19 protein-coding genes are annotated in these 22,530 nt (G+C 61.7%); 5 read left to right on the top strand and 14 right to left on the bottom strand.

Going from position 1 to position 22,530, the window contains the following annotated elements:
* Positions 1-18: 18 nt before the first annotated feature.
* The 8 genes from FH08_RS0129560 to FH08_RS0129525 form a co-directional block, all read right to left on the bottom strand.
* The gene (locus FH08_RS0129560; protein ID WP_031361816.1) at positions 19-2,058 is read right to left on the bottom strand and encodes a hydantoinase/oxoprolinase family protein; all 2,040 of its coding nucleotides are present in this window, start codon (positions 2,056-2,058) and stop codon (positions 19-21) included.
* 79 nt (positions 2,059-2,137) lie between these two features.
* Positions 2,138-3,169 (bottom strand): ABC transporter substrate-binding protein, encoded by a 1,032-nt coding sequence (locus FH08_RS0129555; RefSeq protein ID WP_035567392.1) that lies wholly within the window; start codon positions 3,167-3,169, stop codon positions 2,138-2,140.
* A gap of 31 nt (positions 3,170-3,200) precedes the next feature.
* Entirely contained in the window at positions 3,201-4,007 is an 807-nt protein-coding gene (locus tag FH08_RS0129550) for an ABC transporter permease (protein WP_051888639.1), read from the bottom strand.
* Positions 4,004-4,888, bottom strand: a complete 885-nt coding sequence (locus tag FH08_RS0129545; protein ID WP_051888638.1) for an ABC transporter permease — start codon at positions 4,886-4,888, stop codon at positions 4,004-4,006. The genes FH08_RS0129550 and FH08_RS0129545 overlap by 4 nt, the downstream gene beginning before the upstream one ends.
* Positions 4,889-6,049: an ABC transporter ATP-binding protein gene (locus FH08_RS0129540; protein WP_051888637.1), complete on the bottom strand. Its 1,161-nt coding sequence runs from the start codon at positions 6,047-6,049 to the stop codon at positions 4,889-4,891.
* Between the two features lie 27 nt (positions 6,050-6,076).
* On the bottom strand, positions 6,077-7,411 hold the full coding sequence (locus tag FH08_RS0129535) for an NAD(P)/FAD-dependent oxidoreductase (RefSeq protein ID WP_031361811.1): 1,335 nt from the start codon (positions 7,409-7,411) through the stop codon (positions 6,077-6,079).
* 83 nt (positions 7,412-7,494) lie between these two features.
* A complete protein-coding gene (locus FH08_RS0129530; RefSeq protein ID WP_031361810.1) occupies positions 7,495-8,901 on the bottom strand; it encodes an aminotransferase in 1,407 nt (468 codons plus the stop codon).
* Entirely contained in the window at positions 8,898-9,791 is an 894-nt protein-coding gene (locus FH08_RS0129525) for an aldo/keto reductase (protein WP_051888636.1), read from the bottom strand. The genes FH08_RS0129530 and FH08_RS0129525 overlap by 4 nt, the downstream gene beginning before the upstream one ends.
* Positions 9,792-9,964: 173 nt before the next feature.
* Here FH08_RS0129525 and FH08_RS0129520 point away from each other — a divergent pair, with 173 nt between their 5' ends.
* From FH08_RS0129520 to FH08_RS0129505, 4 genes are all read left to right on the top strand, one after another.
* Positions 9,965-10,696 carry an IclR family transcriptional regulator gene (locus FH08_RS0129520; RefSeq protein ID WP_031361808.1) on the top strand — a complete coding sequence of 244 codons (732 nt, stop codon included), beginning with the start codon at positions 9,965-9,967 and terminating at the stop codon, positions 10,694-10,696.
* Positions 10,697-10,806: 110 nt separating this feature from the next.
* Positions 10,807-11,481, top strand: coding sequence for an HAD family hydrolase (locus FH08_RS0129515; protein WP_031361807.1), 675 nt, complete (start codon positions 10,807-10,809; stop codon positions 11,479-11,481).
* Between the two features lie 99 nt (positions 11,482-11,580).
* Positions 11,581-13,158 (top strand): TonB family protein, encoded by a 1,578-nt coding sequence (locus FH08_RS54455; RefSeq protein WP_051888635.1) that lies wholly within the window; start codon positions 11,581-11,583, stop codon positions 13,156-13,158.
* Positions 13,159-13,352: 194 nt separating this feature from the next.
* On the top strand, positions 13,353-13,598 hold the full coding sequence (locus FH08_RS0129505) for a DUF4148 domain-containing protein (protein ID WP_031361805.1): 246 nt from the start codon (positions 13,353-13,355) through the stop codon (positions 13,596-13,598).
* A 102-nt stretch (positions 13,599-13,700) separates the two neighbouring features.
* Here the strand turns inward: FH08_RS0129505 and FH08_RS0129500 are convergent, their stop codons facing one another.
* The 4 genes from FH08_RS0129500 to FH08_RS0129480 all read right to left on the bottom strand — a co-directional run bounded on the left by FH08_RS0129500 (position 13,701) and on the right by FH08_RS0129480 (position 19,583).
* On the bottom strand, positions 13,701-15,104 hold the full coding sequence (locus FH08_RS0129500) for a methyl-accepting chemotaxis protein (RefSeq protein WP_031361804.1): 1,404 nt from the start codon (positions 15,102-15,104) through the stop codon (positions 13,701-13,703).
* A 235-nt stretch (positions 15,105-15,339) separates the two neighbouring features.
* Positions 15,340-16,002 carry a glutathione S-transferase family protein gene (locus tag FH08_RS0129495; RefSeq protein ID WP_031361803.1) on the bottom strand — a complete coding sequence of 221 codons (663 nt, stop codon included), beginning with the start codon at positions 16,000-16,002 and terminating at the stop codon, positions 15,340-15,342.
* Between the two features lie 179 nt (positions 16,003-16,181).
* Positions 16,182-18,332, bottom strand: coding sequence for a tetratricopeptide repeat protein (locus FH08_RS0129490; RefSeq protein ID WP_031361802.1), 2,151 nt, complete (start codon positions 18,330-18,332; stop codon positions 16,182-16,184).
* Between the two features lie 435 nt (positions 18,333-18,767).
* A complete protein-coding gene (locus tag FH08_RS0129480; protein WP_031361800.1) occupies positions 18,768-19,583 on the bottom strand; it encodes an SDR family NAD(P)-dependent oxidoreductase in 816 nt (271 codons plus the stop codon).
* A 146-nt stretch (positions 19,584-19,729) separates the two neighbouring features.
* Between FH08_RS0129480 and FH08_RS0129475 the strand changes: the two genes are divergently transcribed.
* Positions 19,730-20,671 (top strand): GlxA family transcriptional regulator, encoded by a 942-nt coding sequence (locus FH08_RS0129475; RefSeq protein WP_031361799.1) that lies wholly within the window; start codon positions 19,730-19,732, stop codon positions 20,669-20,671.
* A gap of 109 nt (positions 20,672-20,780) precedes the next feature.
* Here the strand turns inward: FH08_RS0129475 and FH08_RS0129470 are convergent, their stop codons facing one another.
* Positions 20,781-21,047, bottom strand: coding sequence for a hypothetical protein (locus FH08_RS0129470; protein ID WP_031361798.1), 267 nt, complete (start codon positions 21,045-21,047; stop codon positions 20,781-20,783).
* 165 nt (positions 21,048-21,212) lie between these two features.
* The gene (locus tag FH08_RS0129465) at positions 21,213-22,403 is read right to left on the bottom strand and encodes a pyridoxal-phosphate-dependent aminotransferase family protein (RefSeq protein ID WP_031361797.1); all 1,191 of its coding nucleotides are present in this window, start codon (positions 22,401-22,403) and stop codon (positions 21,213-21,215) included.
* Positions 22,404-22,530 lie beyond the last annotated feature (127 nt).

The following is a 22,530-nucleotide window of genomic DNA, read 5'->3' as shown; positions in this document are numbered from 1 at the left end:
GTTTCCAAAGTCAGCTAGTCAAACGGCTTCGAGAAAAAGATTGCCGTAGTCGTCTACGCGGGCGTTGAAACCCGGCAGCACGCAAGTGGTGGTGTCGTCCTGGGCCACGATCGCGGGGCCAGGAAATCGATGCCCCGCCAGAAGCGCTGTGCGCCTGTAAAGCGGAACGCGACGCCACGCACCGTCGAGGTAGACGTCGATTTCTGATTCGTTTTTTGGTGAACCCTCGCCCGCCGCTATCTTTGGCAACTCGGGCTTGGGCGTGGGCGCGGTGATGACGAGCCTGAGAGCAACTACTTGAATCGCGGACTTTTCATCGCTGTGGCCAAACAGGCGTTCGTGCTCGCGATGGAACGCTTGCGCGATTCCTTCAATGTCACCGTTGGCGATAGCGTCGGCGGTAAGCGGCGTATCGATCTCAAACGATTGCCCGCGATAGCGCATATCCGCCGAGACCACGAGTTCAGCCGTTGCATCCGTGCCGGTCTCGCGGATGACCCAGGCGCGTGCATCGGTTTCCAGCAGCGCCAAGTCGTGCCCGAGCCGTTCGAGGGACGCACGGTCGAGCGGATAGTATGTCGTACGAACAAAATCGTTCTTGGTGTCCGCGATCAATCCGCCGAGCGCGCTCAGCACGCCCGGCGTAGTCGGGATCAGCAGGTTCCGCACATTCAGCGCGCGTGCGAGGAAACAGCCAAGCATCGGTCCCGCGCCGCCGAAAGGCATGAGAGAGAAGGTACGCGGGTCGATGCCGAAGCGCGAACTCAAGCGGCTCACGCCTGCATACATGCCGGAGATCGATACCTCGATGATCGCCGCAGCTGTCTTATATACATTGAGTCCCAGCCGCTGCGCAAGCGGTTCGATTGCGCGCAGCGACGCGTCGACATCCACCTTCACCGCGTTATAGCCAAGCGCCGCGCTGCCGAGCACGCCGATCGCGGCGAATGCGTCGGTGATAGTCGGGCGCGTGCCGCCGCGACCGTAGCAAACCGGGCCCGGATTCGACCCCGCGCTTTCCGGTCCGACCTTGAGCACGCCGAACTCGTCGACCCAGGCGATCGAGCCGCCGCCATCACCGATCGACGACACGGAGACCGACGGAATATGGATCTGGAATTCGCCGATATATTCGCCCGTCGCGTACTGCGGCTTGCCGTCCACGATCAACGCAATGTCCGCTGTCGTCCCACCGATGTCGAGACTCATGCAGTCCTTCACCTTGCAAAGCTTCGCGAGATACGCCGCGCCGATCACACCGGACGCGGTGCCGGACAGGATCATCTGCACGCAGTTCTGCTTGCCGTTCTCGGCGCTCATCACGCCGCCATTCGACTTGGTGACCTTGAGGTCCGCACCAATCCCGCTTTCTTCCAGCGCCGCCTGCAATTTCGTGAGGTAATTCGACACGCGCGGTTGTACATAACCGCCAATGGTCGCCGTGACGGTGCGTTCGTATTCACGGATGATTGGCCAGACTTCATGCGAGCACGAGACGAACATACCCGGCATTTTCCGCTGGATGATCGTCTTCACCTGCTGCTCATGCGACGGGTTGCGATACGAATGCAGCAGCGACACCACCACGCCCTCGCAGCCAGCCGCTTGCATGCCGCGCACGGCGTCGAGGACGCAGGTCTCATCGACCGGGGTTTCCTCCTCTCCCTCCGCGGTCAGCCGGCCCACTACGCCGAACACACGGTCGCGCGGAATCAACGGCGTAGGGCGGCTGGACATCAGGTGATACATGTCGGGGATCTTCAGGCGTGCAATGTCCAGCACATCCTCGAAGTTGCGCGTGGTGATGAGCCCCAGCTTCAGCCCCTTGCGTTGTACTACCGCGTTCACGCCCACGGTCGTGCCGTGCGTGAAATAGACCACCTCTCGCGGCTCGATGCCATAGCGCTCCCGCAGGCCTTCCATCCCGGCGAGCACTTCGCTCCCCGGACTGTCCGGCCGCGAAAACACCTTCAAGGTCCGTATTGTCCGCGTCGCTTCGTCGAGCACCGCGAAGTCGGTGAACGAACCGCCAATATCCACTCCGATTCTCAAACCCATTGCGTTGTCCTTGCCTGTCGAAAATGATGAAACGTCCGGACGCGCCGGCTGTCTTGACAGCACCGCGTCGCGAGGCCTGTCAGCGGCCGATCTGCTTGTTCCACTGTTCTATCCACTGGGGTGAATGCTCGGAGACCTGCTCGAACTCCACCCAGATCGATTTGTCCTTGGTCGCGACCCGTGGCGCCACGCGCGTGTCGTACTTCACGTGGAGGTTCGACGCCGCGTATTGCATCGCGTTGACGAAGCAGCTCTGGCCATCGGCGGACGCCAGTTCGTTCAGGAACTGCAAGCCGAGCGGCGAACCGTTCCTGACCTTCTGCGCCATGTTCGGGAATGCCACTGAGCCCGGGGACGGGCTGATGAAACCGATGTCGGGATTGTTCGCGTCATGCTCAGCCCAGGCGCGGCCGTCGTAGTACATCGCGATATCAACGTCACCGGAACGCATGGACATGAGCGGTGTGTTCGGGTCGCTGTAGAACGTCGCGTTACCGCTCGCCGACATGCGCTTGATCTGGTCGAGCGCGGGTTGGATGTTGGTGCTGGACCCGCCGTAGACCTTTGTGAAAAGCGTGATCAGACCGGGCGGCGTTGCAACGTACGCAATGCCGGGTAACGCCGCCTGCCACTTGCCGACCACGGTTCCATCGACGAATTCCTTCCACGTCTTCGGCGGGTTCTTCACGGTCTTCGTGTTGTACATCAGGCCGAAATCACCAAAGGTGATGGGGAAGCCGTAGCCCTTCCCGTAAGCCACGAGACGAGGATCGAGTTGCGCGACGTTCGGCACGTTGGCGGCCGTTACCGGATCCAGCAGATTCAACGACATTGCTTTATATGCTGCCTCAGGTGTACTGACGATTACATCGATCGGTGGTTTTGCTGGATTCGCTGCCACCTGATTGACCCATTGCAGCGGATTGCCCAAAACAACGTCGACCGACTTTCCGGTCGCCTTCTCGAACGGCTGCACGAAGCAGGTGCGGTACGCCTTTTCCCACGATCCACCGAATGCGGTAACGGTCAGGTCGGCGGCGCTCACCGTTAGCGGTAGCACAGCGGCTAAAGTAAAAACAGCGCGTATGGCGAAAGCCGGGATCGATTTCATGCGTACCTCGTGGCAATCAGTGAAGGGGGAGTCATGCATTGAGTGCACGCAGTCCGTAGGTGCGCTCGACCACCAGCAGCAAGCCGATTGCAATCAGCATCTGTACGGTGCTGATTGCGGCTATTGCCGGATCGAGCTGGTTCTGCAGGTACGACAGCATGACGACCGGCAGTGTGGTCACATTGGCCGTCCCGAAGAAGTAGGAAACCGGCAGGTTGTCGAGCGAGATCAGCACCGCGAACAGCGCGCCGGCGAATACACCCGGGCTGATGAGCGGCAGCGTCACGAAATAGAAGCGCTGCAAACGGTTCGCGCCGAGCACGGCAGCGGCCTCCTCGAAGTTGATGCCGACGTTGCGATAGACCGCGAGCACCGTACGCATCACATACGGCACGGAAATCACAGTGTGGGCGATCAGGAGCGCAACGAACGACACGCCAATGCCCAGGCTCGACAGGAAATAAAGCAAGGAGAAACCGATCACGAGGGCGGGGATCGCGACGGGTGCAAGCAGGAAGGTCGTCAGCGCGGCAGCGGCGGCGCTGCGGCTACGGCCTAGCGCTATGGCGGCAGGCACGGCCAGCAGGATCGCGACGAACGCCGAACTTAGCGCGAGATAAACGCTGGTCATCAGCGAGTCGATGAACGGCCGATATTCAATCAGCCGCCGATACCAGCGCAACGACACCCCGTGATAAGGCACGGTAATCGCGTTGCCCGCCGTGAACGACGCGGCCACGACCACGACAATCGGCGCAATGAGGAATGTGAAGAACAAGAGGTTATAGAGCGACAGCGGCACGCGCGCAACGCTTGTCCTTCGCAGCAACGCGATCATGGCCGCACTCCCCGGCCGCTAGCGAACCGCTGCTGCAAGAAGAGGCAAACGAGTACGATGAAAAGCAGCAGGTTACCCATTGCCGCAGCAAAGCCGATGTCCTGCGTCAGGCTGAACTGCTGGAAGATCAGCACGGGTAGCGTCACGACCTGACCACCGCCGAGCAGCAGCATGGTCACGAAACTGCCATTGGTCAGCATGAACACGAGAATGCACCCGGTCACAATGCCTTCAATGCTCAACGGCAGTGTCACGTTGAGAAAGGTTCGTACCGCGCCGGCGCCAAGAATACGCGCAGATTCTTCGAGCCGCCGGTCTACACCCTGCAACACGGGCGTAATCGACAGCACCATGAACGGCACCATCACATGAACCAGTCCCATATACACCGAGCCCGCGCTGTTCAGCACGTTCAAAGGCCGGTCGATCAGATGCAGCGCCTGTAGAGCTTCGTTGACCATGCCGTGACGGGCGAACAGAATGCGCCAGCCGAAGGTGCGCATGATGATTGACGTCAGCAGCGGCGCGACGAGCAGAAACAGCAGCACCGGACCGAAGCGGCCCGCGCGCCGCACAAGAAAGTAGGCCACCGGGTAACCCACGACCGCACAGATCGCCGTGGTGACGAAGCTGACCTTCAGCGTGTTGATGATTACACCCATATAATAAGGATCGCTAATCAGCTTAGTATAAAAACGAAAGCTTAAAACTGCACCCTCACGGGAGGGCGCCACGCTGCGCAGTATGTTTTCAAGCAGTGGCGCGAGGAAAAATACACACAGGAAGATCAGCGCTGGCAGGTAAAGCAGACTCGGGCGCACTCGTCGTTTCGTGACCTTCGTTTCGATCCGCTGCGCTGTGATGGCGTCGAACGTCTGCATTTACGCCGCCTTTTCCAGAGCAGGAGCGGCATCGGCTTCCAGCAACACGGCGCTTTCGGCGTCGAAGGAAACCACCACTTGCGCGCCTGCGGAACGCGCGCCGCCGCCCGAGGACGACGTCGCCATTTCATAGGCGTAAATCGGCCGGCCAAGTGCCGCAACGTCGACCCGGTACGCGTGGTGCGCACCGCGAAACACGTGCTGCACAATACGTCCGTCGAAACGGACATGATGCGATTGCGGCGCGTCGAGCACGACTTTCTCAGGGCGGATTGCAAACTCCGCTCGCTCGCCGGAAAGCCTGACATCGCGTAGCGGGACCACGACTTCCGCCTTGCTCCGGTGCGGCCGGAGCTTCACGGCCTGCGCATGACGCGCGATCACATCGCACTCGATCACGTTTGCGGTGCCAAGAAACTCGGCGACGAAACGTGTGCGCGGCTGTTCGTAGACATCAAGGGGACTACCAGTCTGCAAGATCCGACCACGATCCATCACGACCACGCGGTCGCTCATGGTCAGCGCTTCCTCCTGATCGTGCGTCACCATCACGCTTGTAATGCCCAGCTCGCTCTGTATCTGGCGAAGTTCGAACTGCATGCCTTCGCGCAGGTTCTTGTCGAGCGCACCCAGCGGTTCGTCGAGAAGCAGCACCGACGGATTGGTGATCAAGGCACGCGCCAAGGCAACGCGCTGCTGCTGGCCGCCCGATAGTTGCGCGATGTTGCGCGCCTCGATGCCCGGCAGCCGGATCGTATCGAGCATCTTCTTCACGCGTGCCGCGATCTCGCCTTTCGGCGTGCCCGCCATGCGTAACCCGAAGCCGATATTCGCGCCCACGCTCAAATGCGGAAACAGGCTGTAGTTCTGAAACACCATGCCCAGGCCGCGCTTGTCCGACTGCAGGCCCGTGACATCGCGACCGCCGATACTTACGATCCCGGTATCAGGTTGATCGAATCCGGCAATCAGTCTCAGCGTGGTGGTCTTGCCGCAACCCGAGGGTCCGAGCAACGCAAGTAGCTCGCCCGGATGAACATCGAGTGTCATCGTCTCGAGCGCAGTGATCGCACCAAAGCGCTTGCTGACACCATCAAGAAGCAGACGCTGCGACCGCTCGGCGCTACTCGGCGAAGATGATCCGACTGTTGTTGCCATCATGGAAGGTCCCGGTTAAGAGCGTGCCGCTCACGCGTGCTGCCTGCGTTTGTCAATGACATCGCGAATCTGGTAATAGCTCCCCAGCGCCGGCATGAACCACGGCTTGCCTCGATAAAGCGGGTGCGTGAGCATCGGCGTGCCATAGGCGCTGCTCTCGGGCGCTTGTCCTTCGATGATCAGGCGCGCGATCTTGTAGCCGAGGTAGGTCATCATCACCACGCCGCTGCCGTTGCAACCCAGCGCGTAGTGGATACCGTCGGCGGTGCAGCCCAGATGCGGCAGGAAGTCGAGCGTGAGCGCCACCGTGCCGCCCCAGCTATGAGCTACTTTTACGTCGGCCATCTGCGGAAAGCGCTCCACCATCTGCGCGTGCAGGATCGCACCCGATTGACGCCGGTCGAGGTTATAAAAACGCGCGCGGCCGCCAAAGAGGAAACGCTTGCCGTCGGGCGAATAGCGGTAGTAGTTGACCACGCGACGCGTCTCCGAGATACCGCGGCGCTTCGGTATCAGCGATGCCTGCAGGTCGGCGGGAAGCTCTTCGGTCGCGATCTGATGCGACACGACCGGCACTACGCGGCGCTTCAGGTCCGGCATCGATTCGCCCGTGTAACCGTTGGTGCAGATCGCCACGTGCCGGCTCGCGAGCGTTCCTCGCGCAGTCTCTGTGCGATACCCCGCCCCCGAAGGCGCAACGCTCTTGACCGGTGCCTTGCTGCACACCGTGACACCCGCGCCGCGAGCGGCTGCGAGCAGCCCGGCGAACATCATCGACGGGTGGAGCTGTCCCGCGCGCTCGAGCAAGACGCCGCCCGCGTAGATGTCGCTCGCGAGTTCGCTGCGCAGCTCGTCGCGCGAGAGGATCCGCGCGCCCGCCGACGCGTACGCGTTCAGGTTCACGATGCGCTTCTTCCACGCGGCCAGGTGCGCGTCGGTCCACATCGCATTGATGCGGCCGGCCTTCAGATAAGCGCATTCGATTGCGTTGTCCCTGAGGATGCGTTCAAAGACGCCGTAGGAAGCCGCGGCTTCACGCAACAGCGCTTGCTGGCGTTGTTCGGATACGGCGCTGTCCAGCTTCTTGCCTGAGGGCGCCTTGCCCACGTTCACGCCTCCCGACACTTGTCCGCCGCTGAGCGTGCTCGCGCCGATCCCAGGCACATCAGCTTCGAGGACGGCCACGCTCAAGCCTTGCTTCGCGAATTCGAGCGCGCACGACAACCCCGCATAGCCCGCGCCGACGATCGCCACGTCGACTTCGCGCGGCACTTCGGACATCAGGTCGTCGTGTGGACGCCAGTCTTTCCACCAGTACGGGGTGTCGGTGAAATCGGAGGAAAACACTTGGCTGCGCGTCGACACGGTGAGGTCCTTGATGTGAATGCGTAAATAATAGGACTACGACACACTGTGGTTTCAGTGCGTTGGTATTAGTAGTGAAACAATCAGCCGGACACGGGCAAATCCTCGCTCGCCGCATGCAGCGCCTGCCGCGTAATGCCAATAATTTCGTCGATATCCGCTCGCGTGGCGATCAGCGGCGGAGCAAATCCAATGATGTCGTTAATGCCAAGCGGACGAACAATCAGGCCACGCGCAAGCGCTGCCTGCGCGACCCGGTTGCTGACCTTGAGCGCGGACGCAAACGGCGTGCGTTCGGTCTTGTCAGCCATTAGCTCAAGCGCCGCCAGCATCCCCTCACCTCGTACATTACCGACGAGCGGGTGATCATCGAATGCGGCGTGCAGGCTCTGTTGCAAATACGCGCCGACGTCGGCGGCATTGCGCGTCAGTTGCTCGCGCTCGAGGATGTCGAGGTTCGTCAACGCCACGGCCGCGCACACCGGATGGCCCGAGTAAGTCCAGCCGTGGCTCATTGCGCCCTGCTCCCGCGAGCCGCGCTCGATTACGTCCCATACCCGCTCGCCGACAATCACGCCGGACAGCGGCAAGTACCCGCTCGTGAGTCCCTTCGCGACCGAGATCAGATCAGGTTCGATACCGTAATGCCCGGAGCCGTTGCGTGAGCCAAGACGCCCGAAACCGCAGACGACTTCATCGGCGACGAAGAGGATGTCGTGCCGCTTAAGCACGGCCTGGATGGCTGGCCAGTAGCCGGCCGGCGGCGGCAGGATGCCGCCCGAGCCCATGACCGGCTCGCCAAAAAATGCGCCGATGGTGTCCGCCCCTTCGCTCTCTATCAACCGTTCAAGCTGCTCGACGCAATCCGCCACGAACGCACTTTCGCTCTCGCCCGGCCGGGCGTCGCGATAGAAGTCAGGACACACCGTGTGCAGCACTTGCGGCATGGGCAAGTCGAAGGCCGCGTGAAACTTCGCTTGTCCGGTGAGGCTGCCGGTTGCAATACCCGAACCGTGATAACTGCGATGCCTCGCGATGATCTTCTTCTTGCGCGCACGCCCGAGCACATTGTTGTAGTACCAGACCAGCTTGATCTGTGTCTCGTTGGCGTCCGAGCCGGACATGCCATAGAACACCTTCTTCATTCCCGGCGGCGACCAATCCTCGATCAGCCGTTGCGACAGTTCGACAGCGGGGTCGTTCGAGAAGCCTGCATACGTGTGATAGAACGACAGCTTGCGGCTCTGCGCCGCCATCGCCTCGGCCATCTCCTCGCGTCCATAACCGATGTTTACGCAATACAGTCCGGCGAACGCATCGATATAGGAACGGCCCGCGTGATCCTCTATGCGTATGCCCGAAGCACGCCTCATCAGCCGCCCTTCCAGCTCGCCGGAAGCATGCTCGGACGCATGCGTTCCGGGATGCATGAAGTGGCGCCGGTCGGAGGCGAAGATCGCGTCACTCAGTGAGGCAGAGGTCGGATTCATGGCTGCGCCGCGGGTGAAGGGGTATGCAAGGTGTCAGCGATGTCCCATTCCGGATGCCACGCCGGCTTGCTCACGCGGCCATCGGCGCGGGCGAGCGCGCTGATGCGCGCCATCGACGCGGCATCGAGTTCGAAATCGAATACCGCGAGGTTTTCCCCTATGCGTACCGGATTCGATGACTTCGGAATCGCGGCGACCCCGGGCTGCTGGATCAGCCAGCGCAAGATGATCTGCGCGCGTTGCTTGTCATGCTGACGGGCAATCTCCGCGATCACCGGGTCCGCAAGCAGCTTGCCGCTGCCAAGCGGTGAGTGCGAGATCAGGGCCATGCCATGCCGTGAACAGGCAGCGAGCATTTTGGTCTGGTCGAGATACGGATGGTATTCGCACTGGTTCGCGACCAGTGGCAACGGCGAGAGCGCCACTGCACGATCGAGCAACGCCACCGGAAAGTTCGATACGCCGATATGGCGCGTCAGGCCACGGCGTTGCGCGTCGTTGAGCGCGCCGATCGTCTCTTCAAGCGGTACCTCGGGGTTGGGCCAGTGCACGAGCAGCAGGTCGACGTGATCGATTCCAAGCCGCGCGACGCTCGCTTCTGCCGCACGGCGGAAATCGGCTGCGCGCAGTTCGGTATGCCAGACCTTGGTGGTGATAAACACGTCGTTGCGCGGCACGCCGCACGCGGCGAGCGCCTGGCCGACCGCCTGCTCGTTCTCGTAGCGGGCGGCCGTGTCGATATGCCGGTACCCGGCGTCGAGAGCCGCGCGCACCGCACGGACGCCTTCATCGTGGGTGGATTGCCATGTGCCCAGACCCAGCCGGGGAATCAAGGCGCCGTTAGCGGCAACTGCCTGCAAAGGCGCTGACGCATGAAGAGGAAATGTCATCGCGAGAATTTTTCGGGATTCCAGGTTTGTTATTACCGTGCCATAATGCGGCACGCTGTTCCATATTTACGACAGATGCAAAGTAACACGCGCTTTTTCGCGGCGCAAGGGAACGACTGCGCGCCGAACGAGCGTGTGCTTTTTCCTGCGGCGGCGAATCAAGGGAGGAGTAAATGAACAGTTTGTTGAAAAGCCTGGAGATCCTGGAGGCGGTATCGCAGCACCAGCCGGTCAGCGTGGGTGTGCTGGCGCGTCTGCTTGATATGCCGAAATCCAGCGTCCAGCGCGTGCTGATGACGTTTCACGAGGCCGGCTGGCTGCGCCAGACCGGCGGCGACCTGACGCGCTGGGAAGTGGGTGCGCGGATCCTCGGCGTGCGCCCTGCCGCGCTTCGCGGCGGCGCACTGTATGCCGCTGCGCGCGAGCCGATGCGCGAGCTGCGGGAGTTGACCAACGAGACCGTTCACCTGTCGATTCCCGACAGCACCAAGTCGATGGTGCTCATCGACCGCGCGGATTGCACGCAGACGGTGCGCACCTTCAGCCCTATCGGCGACCTCAGTCCGTTCCACGCGACGGCAACGGGCCTCGCCGTGCTCGCGTACATGAGCGAGGCCGAGGTGGAAGAAATCCTGAGCCGCGACCTGCCGAAATTCAGCGACACCACGCCGTGCGACCCCGCCGAGATACGACTCGAACTCGAACGTATCCGCAAGCGCGGATACTCGATCAACCTGTCGCAGTACCGGCGCGCGGTGTGTGCTATTGGCGCGCCGATCATCGATTCGGACGGCGCGCCCGTCGGCAGCATCTGCATCTCCATGCCCGAATCCCGTTACGAGCCCAAACGCCTCGTTGAATGGGGAAAAGCCGTTGCGAAGGCAGCGGCGGCTATCAGCGTTTAGGGCCTCGATCGATGAGGTGAGGCGCGTATGCCGCATCAGTGACAAGATTCAGGCGTACGCTGTCACCACGCTCATGAAGCCACCTGAACCTACTGCCAAAGGACCCCATCATGCGAATCGAAACGTCATTCCTCTTCGACCTCGACGGAACGCTGGTCGACAGCGTGTACCAGCATGTTCTTGCCTGGAAAGAAGCGCTCGATGCAGAAGGTATCGAGCTGTCGGTATGGCGCATCCATCGCAAGATCGGCATGAGCGGCGGCCTCTTCACGAACCAGTTGCTGCGTGAGACGCACGGGGATATCAGTCCCGAGCGCGTGGAGCGTTTGCGCCGCACTCATGCGGACGCTTATCAGCGGCTGCGTGCACAGGTTTGCCCGTTGCCCGGCGCACGCGAGTTGCTCGCCGCCCTCACCAATGCGGGCACGCGCTGGGCCATTGCGACCAGCGGCCGGATGGAAACGGCGGCCGTGAATCTTGAAGCGCTTGGTGTCGATCCGGCCAAGTCGGTGGTCGTCACGCGCGACGACGTGAAGTACGCCAAACCTGACCCTGATCTTTTCATTGCAGCGGCGGCGCGTCTGGGGGTGTCGATCGAGCATTGCGTCGTGGTGGGCGACAGCATCTGGGACATGCTCGCCGCGCGGCGCTGCCGCTCGCTGGGCGTGGGGCTGCTGTCGGGCGGCTACGGAATGGATGAGCTGGAACGGGCCGGCGCGCTGCGCGTGTACGAAGACCCGGCGGACTTGCTGTTGCATCTGGATGAAGTGGCTGCAAGGCCTTAGGCCCTACCTTAGGCCTTGAAGGCGAATGATTTCGGCGGCCGTTGCGGCTGTGCTAGATTGCGGCTCAAAGACCTGCAACCCGCGATCAGAAAAATTAAAATGAAAGCGTTGAACAATAAAATAGACAGCTTCTTGCTGTCTGGATGCACCGGGGTACTTCTTCTGCTGCTCGTATCGTGCGCACCGGTCAGACCGGACGGCCCTCATGCGGACAACCAACCTGATCCATCGGCATTTGCCGACGCGCTCAGTCCGCCAGGCGGCGTACCTTGTCGCCTGGGGCGGCCGGCATACACCGCACTGCAACGGCAAATGGGCATACGGGGCAGCGTCCGGATCACGTACGTGATCAACACGGCGGGTCGAATCGACCTGGTCATTGTCGACAAGAGCAGCGGCAACCAGGAACTCGACAGCGCGGCCCGCGAAGCGATCGCGAAGAGCACGTGTGCCCCTTATGTCGTCGATGGCGTCGCGCACCGGGTCGTGCAGCACACGACCTTCAACTTCGAGCCCGCGCTTCACGTCCCGCCGTCGAACCGCAGCGACACCGCGGCAGGCATTAATCCATCGTCGGCCCCGGCAGGGCTTTACCGGCCGCAACAGGCGGCCGTCAATCCGGTCGCGCCGGCACAGGCGCTACCGTCTGTATCGGCTGTATCGCCGGCCAGCCCACCGCTTCCCGCTTCATCGACGGGGAGCTTGTCGCTGGTCGAAGCAATCCAGGCCGCCCGCCTGCAAAAGCTGGGCATTGCTCCCGACTCGCCCAGGGCTGCCGCGATCAAACGCTGGAGCGAGCGCATGCGCACGGATCCCGACGTCGGCCGCTTCTTTGGAAACGGACCGGACCATGCCAGCTTGCTTGCGCTCGACCCGCAATTGCGCACGGAATTCTTCACCGAGGGCACGCTGCGTCTCTCGCCGGAAGAACGCAGCAAGATGGCCGAACTCGCATCGAAGGCATTCGACAACGCGCCTCCCGATTGCGGCGGTATCAAGAGCGTGCCGCTGGTGATATCACGCTACACGTCGCTCGCGACCATGTCCGATGCCGATGTCGACACCTACTTCGGGACCACGTTCGCGATACTGAAGCAGTCGGCATTGCAAACCCCGTTCGCTCAAGTGACGCAGGAACAGCGCGCGCAGGGGCAGTCGGCTGTGTTGCACTCGTTGCAGGACCTGTTGAAAAACGACGCCCAGGCCACACGCGATGTCGCCGCAGCGGTAGTCGATCCGACAGGCGTCTCGGCCGAAGTCTGGTGCCGCAACACCCGCGTCTACAACCGCGCACTGCTCGCGACCCCGCAGCCCTTTCGCGACTGGTCGATTGTCGCTGCCGGCATCGATGCGGAGAAGCGTTTAGCGTCGATGGCGCAACCGCTCATGCCGGGTGCCGGCGCGCCGCCTGCGGGCGACTATGCGACCCGGGTTCAACGACGCGTACGGCCCAACATTGTGTGGGCCGGTCCGGCGCTCGATCTGGAAACGATCATCAGCGTGCGATGCGCGCCGACCGGCACCTTGCTCTCCGCGAGCATTTCTCGTAGCAGCGGTAACGCGACCTGGGATATGGCGGCTTTGCGGGCAATCCAGCGGTCTGATCCGATGCCGCTCGATACCGACGGGCGCGCGCCCTCCATGTTCACTATCACTATGCGGCCGGCGGCCGGCTAGTTTTTGGCGGCGATGAACGACTGGCGTTTTGGCGCCCGTCGTTCATCAAACTGGGGTCGAACTGGTCCTAAATAAAACTTCATGAATACGCGGACTTCGGGATAGGGCTGAGTCGTTAATCTGCATGAACCGGACAACAACGACGGTTCATCGCAGGTCCGGTAACTCGCTAATGCTCGTTCCAGGAGAACACCATGAAGACTTCAATGATCGCCCTTGCCTTCGCAGGATTGCTGGCAACCGGTTCCGCATTCGCAGCACAGACGGCACCGTCGACGCAGACAGGTCAGACGGCGATCCAGGCTGCCGGCCAATGGGTTCCGCCGTATGGGCAAGCCGTCGCACCGAAGACACGTGCAGAGGTCTATCAAGAGCTCGTACACGCTGAGCAGGATGGCCAGCTTGCGTATCTGGACGCCACGCTTTATTCGCATGGCTAAGCATCAAGATACGCGTCTCGCGAGCCCTGCTAGGTCCATGAGACGCGTTATCGTCAACCAGCGGCATACGAGCCTGGTTGACGCTTCATCAATCAACTGCCCTCAGACGCTATAGGCGAGTCGCAATCCGCCCCAATGACGGCCAGCGACCATGATCGGCGCGGACACGTCTTTCATCAGCGCATATTCCCCGCCGCCCATATCGCGTCGATAAGTCTGCAACAGGAACGGCTTGGTGTGCGACCCCGAAGCCAGGCCGGTGCGGTCATTGAAGATGCGCCGGTTACGCGAATGGGCGGCGTTCCAGGCAGGATCGGAGCCTTGGGATTGCGAGAACTTCTTGTTGTGCGTGGGCAGGTAGCCCTTGGTGTCGACAGCTGCACAGAACACCACGCGTTTATCCAGCGCCAGCAAGGGCTCCTGTATTCCCGGCAGGATGTGATCGGCAAGCTGAATGTAACGGGTCGTGAATTGCTCGGGATTGGTACCGGCAATCGGGTTATATGCGGAATCGAAAAGATCCGCCGCCGAGATCTCACCGCGCGCAATCGCCTGCTCGAACGCCCGGCCGATCTTCTGCGCGGCGCCGATGACCGCGTCTATAAACCGCGTATCGGGCGTTTCTATCCCCGCTTCCGCCGTCAGCTCGATCAAGGTTTCGGACACACCCAACAGCTTGCTCAACTGATCGCGCGCCTTCGTGAAGCTCCCGCTGGACTGCTCGACACCTCCGACCATCTCGGAGACTTGAGACGCAAGCCCGCTGCATTGTTGATCGATCGCTTCGGTCTGCAAAGCAATCTGCTCCGCTTCAACGCTCAACTCAGTGATCGCTTTCCCTGTCGCTGACACCACCTCGCCGATCGCATGCGTGCCCTCCTTGACCCGCTGTGCACGTGCCGCGCTGGCGGAACCTTCGGCCATCAGCAGGTCGGCCTGAGCCGACAGCCTGGTGAGCGTCGCCCCGATCTCCGAGGTGGCCTGTGCGGTCTTGGCGGACAACGCCTTCACTTCAGCGGCGACCACGGCGAAGCTCTTGCCGGACTCGCCCGCGCGGGCCGCTTCGATCGCGGCGTTCAAGGCCAGCAGATTGGTCTGGCGCGCGATGATCGAAATTTCTTCGGAGATCTTGCTGACGTCGCTCAATGAGCCTCGCAAGGTCTCGATCTCCGCCGCCATCACCGAGACGCTGTCGACCAGACTATGGATGTCTGCCAGCGACACCCTGACCGTCTCCTGGGACTGGCTGACGTCGGATGCGGCCTGATCTGCCACGATACGCATCTGACGCGCCGCCGCGGCAATCCTCTGGTTGCCTTCCATGGTCGACAGTGAAGAGCGCTGCAAGCCGTGGCACAAATCGCTCTGACGCGTCGCGCGGGCCGCCACTTCCTCGACGTGCCCCGATACATCGCAGATCTCGATACCCAGCTTGCCCGCATGCTCGGCGATCTTGCCGACCGCCGCGAGCGTGCGCCCCCGTTGCCCGAATCCGAAACCCGTCATCCCTTGCCCCCGGTGTTTGATTTGCGTGGAATTCCCCGGTTGCGTCTCGACATGCCGGGTCCGCGAATTCCGCGTGACGTCCCTCGGTATAACGTCCGATTGCAGGGAAAACTAAAGGGGTGCGACGCGATGGATGCAAAACATCGGGTTTGCCCTGCGTCAGGGCCGGCATGCGGCCGGTTCGCCATCAATGCAGTTGATGATGCCGACCGCAGTTCACTTCAGGCCGCCGGATTCAGTCGCGATCGGCAGGCGCTCCCAACGGAAACAGCGGCCGATACGGACGCGCTTCGTCAACCGCCCGTGCGAAAGATGGACGCGCCAGCAGTCGTTGCCGGTACGCAATCACGTGCGGGAACGACGCATCGATGCGATGCGTCCAGTCCGCATAAAACAGGAACGGCGCGGCGCCGCAATCGGCCAGGCTGAAGTGAGCACCGGCTGCCCACTCACGCTCGGCCATGACGTCATCAAGCCAGCCGTAAGCGGTCTCGAGCATCGCGCGTGCATCGGCAACGCCTCGCGGGTCGCGTTCTGTTTGCGGGCGCAAGCTGTCGGCCACGATCTTCTGCTGCGGGGTCGAGATGTAGTTGTCGAAGAACCGATCCATGCTGCGCACTTCCATTGCGCTACGAGGATCTTCAGGCAACAGCAGTACGGGGCCCGGATGATATAACCCCAGATGCTCAATGATGATGCTCGCCTCGGCCACGGTGCGGCCGGCATCCACGAGCACGGGAAAGCGCTTCATTGGCCAGAGCGCCGTCAGCTCTTCCATCACCTGCGGGTTCTCATGCGACAACGCGCGCCATTCGAACGGGGTGCCATTCTCGTACAACGCGACCAGGACCTTCTGGCAATAGGACGAGAACGGATGGGCGTAGAGTTTCAATGTCATCGGATCACCTCGGGTTGAGAAAGACTGCTTTCCCTGACGACGAACGAGGCTGCCGAAAATCGACATCCACTCTGAAGAATTTTAAAACCTCTGCTGCTGGAAGCGGTTTTGTTTACGAAACTATTTCGGAAGCAGGGCGTAGATGGCAAAGCTGAACGACCGCACGGGAAGTGTTCCCTTCATCCTGCCGGCGAGCGATCCTCGTTTGAGAATGCCGCGAGACACGCCAGGCGCACCCGCTCGACAGCCGTCGACCAGCTCTCATCGGCCGCTTGCCGGAACAGGCGCAGCGTCTGCGGATACCACGGAGAATCGTCACGCTCGCGCATCCAGCGCCAGTCGATGTCTTCTCGCGGCAGCAACACCCAGCATGGCTTGCCCAATGAAGCCGCGACGTGTGCCGCGGAGGTATCCACACAGATCAATAGATCGAGCTCGCCGATGATGGCGGCGGTATCGGCGAAATCGCTCAGGTCGGTCCCGAGGTGCAGCAACGGAAGACTCGCGGGCGGCGACTGACCTTCTTCTTCTCCCTGCCCTTTTTGCAGGCTCACGAAGCTGACCCCGGGCACGCTCCAGAGAGGCGCAAGCGTTGCAAGCGAGGGCAGCGAACGGTTGGCATCGTTGTGATGTTTGGGATTGCCTTTCCAGACCAGGCCGATTTTGCGGCCGGGTGGCAGCGTCGCCAACCGCGTGCGCCAGTGTTCGACGAGCAGTGGGTCGGGTGTCAGCCGGAGGGGATCGGGAATGGTGTCCATGGTCGTGCGCAGATGCAGCGGCACGCTCATCGGACTCGTCCAATGATCGTATTCGGGCGCCCGGCCTAGCGCGGTCTCGTGGTCGAGGACCGCATCGACGCCCTCCAAGGCCGCGAACAGCCGATGCAGCGCAGGCGCACAGGCAAACGCGATGTGGACCGCGCCTTGTGCCTTGAGCAAGGGTAAATAGCGGCCGAACTGGACCATGTCACCAAGACCATCTTCCTGCCACAGCAGCAGCGACTTGCCCGCAAGTGCTTCACCGCGCCACCGCGGACACGTGAGCAAGGACTGCGTCTGGTAATGGATGAATCCCGGCTGCTCATAACGGGAGTCGTAAAGCTGCCATCCCTCTTCGTATTCGCCGATGCTGAGCAGCAGCGATGCAAGACTGACTTTTGCATCGTGATAGTCAGGGCGGATCGCGAGTGCTCGCCGGAAAGCTGCCTCGGCGTCGGTCAGACTGCCGAGTTCCTTCAGCACGTTGCCAAGGTTGTGGTGCCCCTCGGCAAGATTCGGTCGAAGAGCAAGCGCGCGCCGGTAAGCCGCAACGGCGTCAGCCGGGCGATGCAGTGCCCACAGCACGTTGCCAAGATTGTTATGGGCTTCAACAATATCCGGTCGGATCAGCAACGCTTGGCCGTAGGCCGCCTCGGCCTCGGGCAGCCGCTCCAGAGTCTGCAGCACGATGCCCAGGTTGTAATGAGCTTCCGCATAGTCGGGCCGGACTGCGAGCGCCTGCCGGTAAGACACCTCCGCTTCGGGAAGGCGTTTGAGGGCGACCATCAACGCGCCCAAATTAAGGTGGGCTTCGGCGTAATCGGGGCGGATAGTCAGCGCCATCCGGCAAGCGAGCTCGGCCTCGGGCAGGCGGGCTAGTTCCTTCAGCACGTTCGCCAGGTTATTGAGCGCCTCGGCATATTGAGGCCGGAGAATCAGCGCCTGCCGGTACGCCGCCTCGGCTTCTGCAAGACGGGCGAGTTCCTTGAGCACATTGCCCAGATTGTTGTAAGCCCCGGCATCGGGAGATAGAACCAATGCCTGCCTGTAGGCACTCTCGGCTTCGTGCCAACGGCGCAGGTCATAGAGCACGATGCCCAGGTTGTAGTGGGCCTGCGCGTAATTTGCACGGATCACAAGCGCATGCCGGTACGCCGCCTCGGCGTCACGCAGGCGTCCGAGATCGTAGAGCACCGCACCCAGGTTGTTGCTAGCCTCGGCGAGGTCCGGGCGGATGCTCAGCAGTTGCCGGTAGATAGCCTCCGCCTCATGCAGTGAGCCAAGTCCCTTGAGCAACATGCCGAGATTGTTGTAGGCATCGACGAAATCGGGCTTGGCCTCGATCGCCTGCCGCCAATACGCTTGCGCGTCCGCCAGTTGGCTCAAGCCTAGTGAACAGACCGCCGCTATGTTCAAGGCCTCCGCAAGCGCATTTCCGGTCAAAACCGGATGCGGTTCAAGCATGGGCTTAACCATCGACAACGCTTGTGCGTATTGTCCGGCCATGCATAGCGAAGCAGCCGACTGATGCCAGTCCGCAATGGGAGGTGCGCTTGTTGAGACAGATGTCATGGGCCGATCGTCGAAGCCTGGGTCAGCGGATCCTGGTCGGGTGCTCTTACCTCTCTCCACTTGGCATGAGATCGATACGCCGCGATTCGAACGTCTGCGGGAAAGGGGAAGCGCCCATCACGAAGGTTACGATAGTTGCCATCGGCGTGACGGCCGGAAATGAGCGCATTGCTGCACGCTATTCGGAGGATGGGGGCGCTAAAGAGTGTTTAGAAAGCCTTGGCGGGCTAGCGTAATTGCGTCTGGGCCGCCGCTAAAGGTCTTGGTGAATCGCAACTGCTGTATTCAGCTTGGCTGAATCGAAGCTTACAAACGCGCTTAGGGATTCTTCAACACGGCCCAATGCACAGACACGCCATTTCGTTCTCTCTCCAAGAGCGGTGATCTGCCCTTAAAGAGAACGCACCGGCATTGGGCCGCTCACTACACAATCGCTTAGTGCTGCGTGCCGCTCGTTACGCCAAAACGTCTTGCCGGCAGCCGATGCGAAAGGTTCGGCATCAACGCCTGGCGAGCCGCCTCAAACGCGTTCCAGTCAGCCGCTTCCGGCAGCGAGGGAATCGTGACCAACTCGCCCTTATCCAGGCCCGCAAGCGCTGCGTCCACCATGTCCTGCGACGTCATCACAATACTTTCCGGCAGATAGCTTATGGGCGTGCCCGCAACGTCCCAGAACTCCGTGCTGGTCGCGCCCGGCAACACAGCCTGGACCCGCACGCCCTTCGAGCCCAGTTCGTGGTGCAGCGACTGGCTCAACGCGAGCACGAACGCCTTGCTGCCGCCGTACACACCGTTCAGCGTCTCCGGCGACACAGCGACAATCGATGCAATATTCACGATCGTTCCTCCGCCACGCGCGACGAAACCCGCTACGACCGCCTTCGTCAAATGCGTGAGCGCGACCACATTGAGGGTGATCATCGCGTCCATCTTGTCGATGTCCGAATCCACGAGCGGAGCGGTCGCGCCCACGCCGGCATTGTTCACGAGCATCGTGATGCTGGAGTCGTTGCGCAGCACATCTTCAATTTTCCGCACACCCTCGGGCGTCCCCAAATCCGCGACGACAACCTCGACATTCCGTCCGGTCGATGTTGTCAGCGTCTTCGCCAGCGCGTTCAGGCGGTCGCGATTGCGTGCCACCAGAATGACGTCATAACCGCGTTCAGCAAGCCGCTTCGCGTAGTCCGCGCCAATGCCGGTCGATGCGCCCGTCACGAGGGCCGTACCTTTGTTCGCACCATTGCTCATTTCCGTTCCCCAGTTCTTCAAGTGTTCCGGCAGAAGCGCCGGTGTGTGAACGGAATAGTAGAAGTGTGCGATCATGTCCTCAATGACATAGATGCCACTTTTTAGGACATTGCCCGGGATTCCTTTCCCGGCGCGCAGGAGGCCATGTGAAAACGATCGGAATCATTGTTTATCCGGACTTTCAGGTGCTGGGGCTGGCAGTCTCGACCGTGTTCGAATTCGCCAACATGACGGTCGGAGAAACCGCGTACGAGGTGCAGTTGTTGTCGGAACACGGCGGCTCGGTGCGCTCCTCGCTCGGCTTCGGCATGGAGACCAAAAGTTTCAAGGGCAGCGCATTCCACACCCTGATCGTCACCGGCGACACCATAGGCACGCCGCATTCGGCCGGCGTAGGGGCATTTCTTCGCGACGCGCTGAAGACCTCCCAACGCATTGCAGCGACCTGCACAGGAGCGTTTGTGCTGGCCGAGGCGGGCTTGCTGGACGGCCGCCGCGCCACCACGCACTGGTACTACGCGCGGGCGCTCCAGCGGGCGTATCCGCAAGTCAGGATGGAGGAGGACCGGATCTTTGTTGTCGACGGCCCGATCTGGACGTCCGCCGGTGCGAGTGCCGCGATCGACCTTGCGCTGGCGCTCGTCGAGAAAGATTTGGGCACCGACACGGCACGGCTCGTGGCGAAAAAAATGGTGGTCTATCATCGTCGCGCCGGTGGCCAGTCGCAGTACTCCGCGCTGCTCGAACTGGACGCGAAGTCGGACCGGGTGCAGACCGCGCTGGCCTATGCAAAGGCCAACCTCACCGCGAAACTGTCGATTGAGGAGCTGGCGGAAGCTGCCCACCTCAGCCCGCGTCAGTTCAGCCGGATCTTCACCGACGAGACCGGACAGTCGCCCGCCCGGGCCATCGAAAATCTACGCGTGGAGGCCGCTCGCCTGATGATGGAAGCAGGACGCCATTCAGTCGATGTAGTCGCACGCGAGAGTGGCTTCGGCGACCGTGAACGGATGCGGCGCGCATTCCTGCGTGCGTTTGGACAGTCGCCGCAAGCCATGCAGCGGATGACGGAATCGCAATTGGTTTGATGAAGGGCTTGTTTTGCGCGGCGGTGGGGCATGCGCGTGTTAAGTGTCAAGTGTTAAGGACACACTTGCTGAATCAACTTGGCGCTCCTCTTAGTGCCTTCGGCTGAAGCTATACCGCTGGCGCCAACTGCGCGAGCACAGTCGTCATGCTCATGACCTGCCGGTCACCCTCTGAAATTCCCGCGTCTTCGGCAGCCCTGGCCAATTGAGCGTTGGTCAGTTTGGCAAGGCCGTCGAAACTCTCGCGGAGAATCGTCGCAGTCATGGCGGAACTGGTCCGAAGCTCCCAGGTCTTGTCTTCCACAAGCCGTTGAAGCACAAATTCGCGAGCAGCCGTTTTCGCGGCAAGAATGCCGCGCGCTTGTTCTTCTGTCATGGTGTTCTCCCCGAGTCCGCACTCGTTTTATAGCAACGCGGCGTGCCCATGGCGGTTCGGCAGAACACACTTGGCTCAATTCTTTTCCGGGCGGACGTCCGGGCGATGATCTTCTTCGGGTCACTAATCGTATTCCGAGTACCCGGAAGAAGACCTCCCCGGTCTTCAGTCCGACGCCAGCCGTGCGATCGCACGCTCCACGCCACCGCGTCCGAACGGCACACCCTGCACGGTCATCGCGGCTTCGACGCCGCCGAGGCATCCAAGGATCATTGCGGGGTTAATATCGCCGAGATGCCCGATGCGAAATGCGCGGCCCGCAAGTGGTCCGAGACCACCGGCAATCGCAACTTCGAAGCGCTCGCGCGCGACGCTGCGGATAGCTTCCGGATCGATGCCCTCGCTCACCGCGATGGTCGTCACCGACACCGAGCGCGCCTCAGGCACCTCGCAGAAAAAGCGCAACGCCCCCGCTTCGCTCCAGCATTGCACCGCAGCTTGCACCGCTTGCGCGATGCGCCTATGGCGTTCCAGCACTTGAGGCAGGCCTTCGCGGAAAATCAGCCCGAGCGATGCCTCCAGCCCGGCGATCAGGCTTTGCGGCGGCGTGCCGCAAAACTTGCGGTACGACAGCGGACTTTTGCGCCGCTCCCAGTCCCAGTAGAAACGCGGCGTGGCATTGCGGCGCGAGACTTCCATGGCCGCTGCGTCGACGGCGACGAACGCGAGTCCCGGCGGCACCATCAACGCCTTCTGACTGGCCCCGAGCACCACGTTGATGCGCGTTGCATCCATGGCGAACGGCGCGGCTGCAAGCGATGCAACCACGTCGACCACGAGCAGCGCCGGGTGATCGGCCCGGTCGAGCGCCGCCCGCATGGCGGGCAGATCGTTGGTGATGCCGCTGGCGGTGTCCGTATGAACGATGAAGACCGCAACGATCTCGCGTTTCACATCTTCCCGCAGTACGGCTTCGATATCCGCTGGATCGATTGGACGGCCTGCGACCCAGGGGGTACGAATCACACGGCCGCCCATTGCCTCGGCCTGCACCGCCCACGACTCCGAGAAGTGGCCCGTGCCTGCCACCAGAACCGCCTGACCCGGTGCAACCAGGTTGGCGATGACTGCCTCCCACGCGCCATGGCCGTTCGCGGCATAGAGGAAGACGTCCGCTTGCTCTGTCTGCAGCACGCGCTTCAGTCCCGCTTCACACGCGGCAATACAGCGATCCAGTCGCGGGTCAGCCAGGTCCATGGGCTGACGGCTCATTGCGTGCAGGACTTCATCCGGCACGCGGCTAGGTCCCGGCGAATGCAGAAAGCGATGGCCAGGCAAACGGGCGAAGTCGTTCATGCGAGGAGCATCAGAAATGGGTGATTGCCGCTGGAGTTCGCGCGCGCTTGAGCTTTGTCGTCAGTCAGTTTCATTGCAAGCCTGGCTAGTTGTTGGCCGAAATATTCTACAGGGCTTGCCTTTTCAC

It is taken from the genome of Caballeronia sordidicola, assembly GCF_000729995.1.
Classification (GTDB): domain Bacteria; phylum Pseudomonadota; class Gammaproteobacteria; order Burkholderiales; family Burkholderiaceae; genus Caballeronia; species Caballeronia sordidicola_A.
The sequence above is the reverse complement of the archived record's forward strand: the minus strand, read 5'-3'. Positions and strand labels throughout refer to the sequence as shown.

What these genes read in the sequence shown, in the direction of transcription:
- FH08_RS0129530 (WP_031361810.1), bottom strand. Translation starts at nt 8,901, where the DNA reads ATGAATCCGACCTCTGCCTCACTGAGTGACGCGATCTTCGCCTCCGAC.
- FH08_RS0129545 (WP_051888638.1), bottom strand. Translation starts at nt 4,888, where the DNA reads ATGCAGACGTTCGACGCCATCACAGCGCAGCGGATCGAAACGAAGGTC.
- FH08_RS0129520 (WP_031361808.1), top strand. Translation starts at nt 9,965, where the DNA reads ATGAACAGTTTGTTGAAAAGCCTGGAGATCCTGGAGGCGGTATCGCAG.
- FH08_RS0129560 (WP_031361816.1), bottom strand. Translation starts at nt 2,058, where the DNA reads ATGGGTTTGAGAATCGGAGTGGATATTGGCGGTTCGTTCACCGACTTC.
- FH08_RS0129500 (WP_031361804.1), bottom strand. Translation starts at nt 15,104, where the DNA reads ATGACGGGTTTCGGATTCGGGCAACGGGGGCGCACGCTCGCGGCGGTC.
- FH08_RS0129515 (WP_031361807.1), top strand. Translation starts at nt 10,807, where the DNA reads ATGCGAATCGAAACGTCATTCCTCTTCGACCTCGACGGAACGCTGGTC.
- FH08_RS0129495 (WP_031361803.1), bottom strand. Translation starts at nt 16,002, where the DNA reads ATGACATTGAAACTCTACGCCCATCCGTTCTCGTCCTATTGCCAGAAG.
- FH08_RS0129465 (WP_031361797.1), bottom strand. Translation starts at nt 22,403, where the DNA reads ATGAACGACTTCGCCCGTTTGCCTGGCCATCGCTTTCTGCATTCGCCG.
- FH08_RS0129470 (WP_031361798.1), bottom strand. Translation starts at nt 21,047, where the DNA reads ATGACAGAAGAACAAGCGCGCGGCATTCTTGCCGCGAAAACGGCTGCT.
- FH08_RS0129555 (WP_035567392.1), bottom strand. Translation starts at nt 3,169, where the DNA reads ATGAAATCGATCCCGGCTTTCGCCATACGCGCTGTTTTTACTTTAGCC.
- FH08_RS0129540 (WP_051888637.1), bottom strand. Translation starts at nt 6,049, where the DNA reads ATGATGGCAACAACAGTCGGATCATCTTCGCCGAGTAGCGCCGAGCGG.
- FH08_RS0129550 (WP_051888639.1), bottom strand. Translation starts at nt 4,007, where the DNA reads ATGATCGCGTTGCTGCGAAGGACAAGCGTTGCGCGCGTGCCGCTGTCG.
- FH08_RS54455 (WP_051888635.1), top strand. Translation starts at nt 11,581, where the DNA reads ATGAAAGCGTTGAACAATAAAATAGACAGCTTCTTGCTGTCTGGATGC.
- FH08_RS0129490 (WP_031361802.1), bottom strand. Translation starts at nt 18,332, where the DNA reads ATGACATCTGTCTCAACAAGCGCACCTCCCATTGCGGACTGGCATCAG.
- FH08_RS0129505 (WP_031361805.1), top strand. Translation starts at nt 13,353, where the DNA reads ATGAAGACTTCAATGATCGCCCTTGCCTTCGCAGGATTGCTGGCAACC.
- FH08_RS0129480 (WP_031361800.1), bottom strand. Translation starts at nt 19,583, where the DNA reads ATGAGCAATGGTGCGAACAAAGGTACGGCCCTCGTGACGGGCGCATCG.
- FH08_RS0129525 (WP_051888636.1), bottom strand. Translation starts at nt 9,791, where the DNA reads ATGACATTTCCTCTTCATGCGTCAGCGCCTTTGCAGGCAGTTGCCGCT.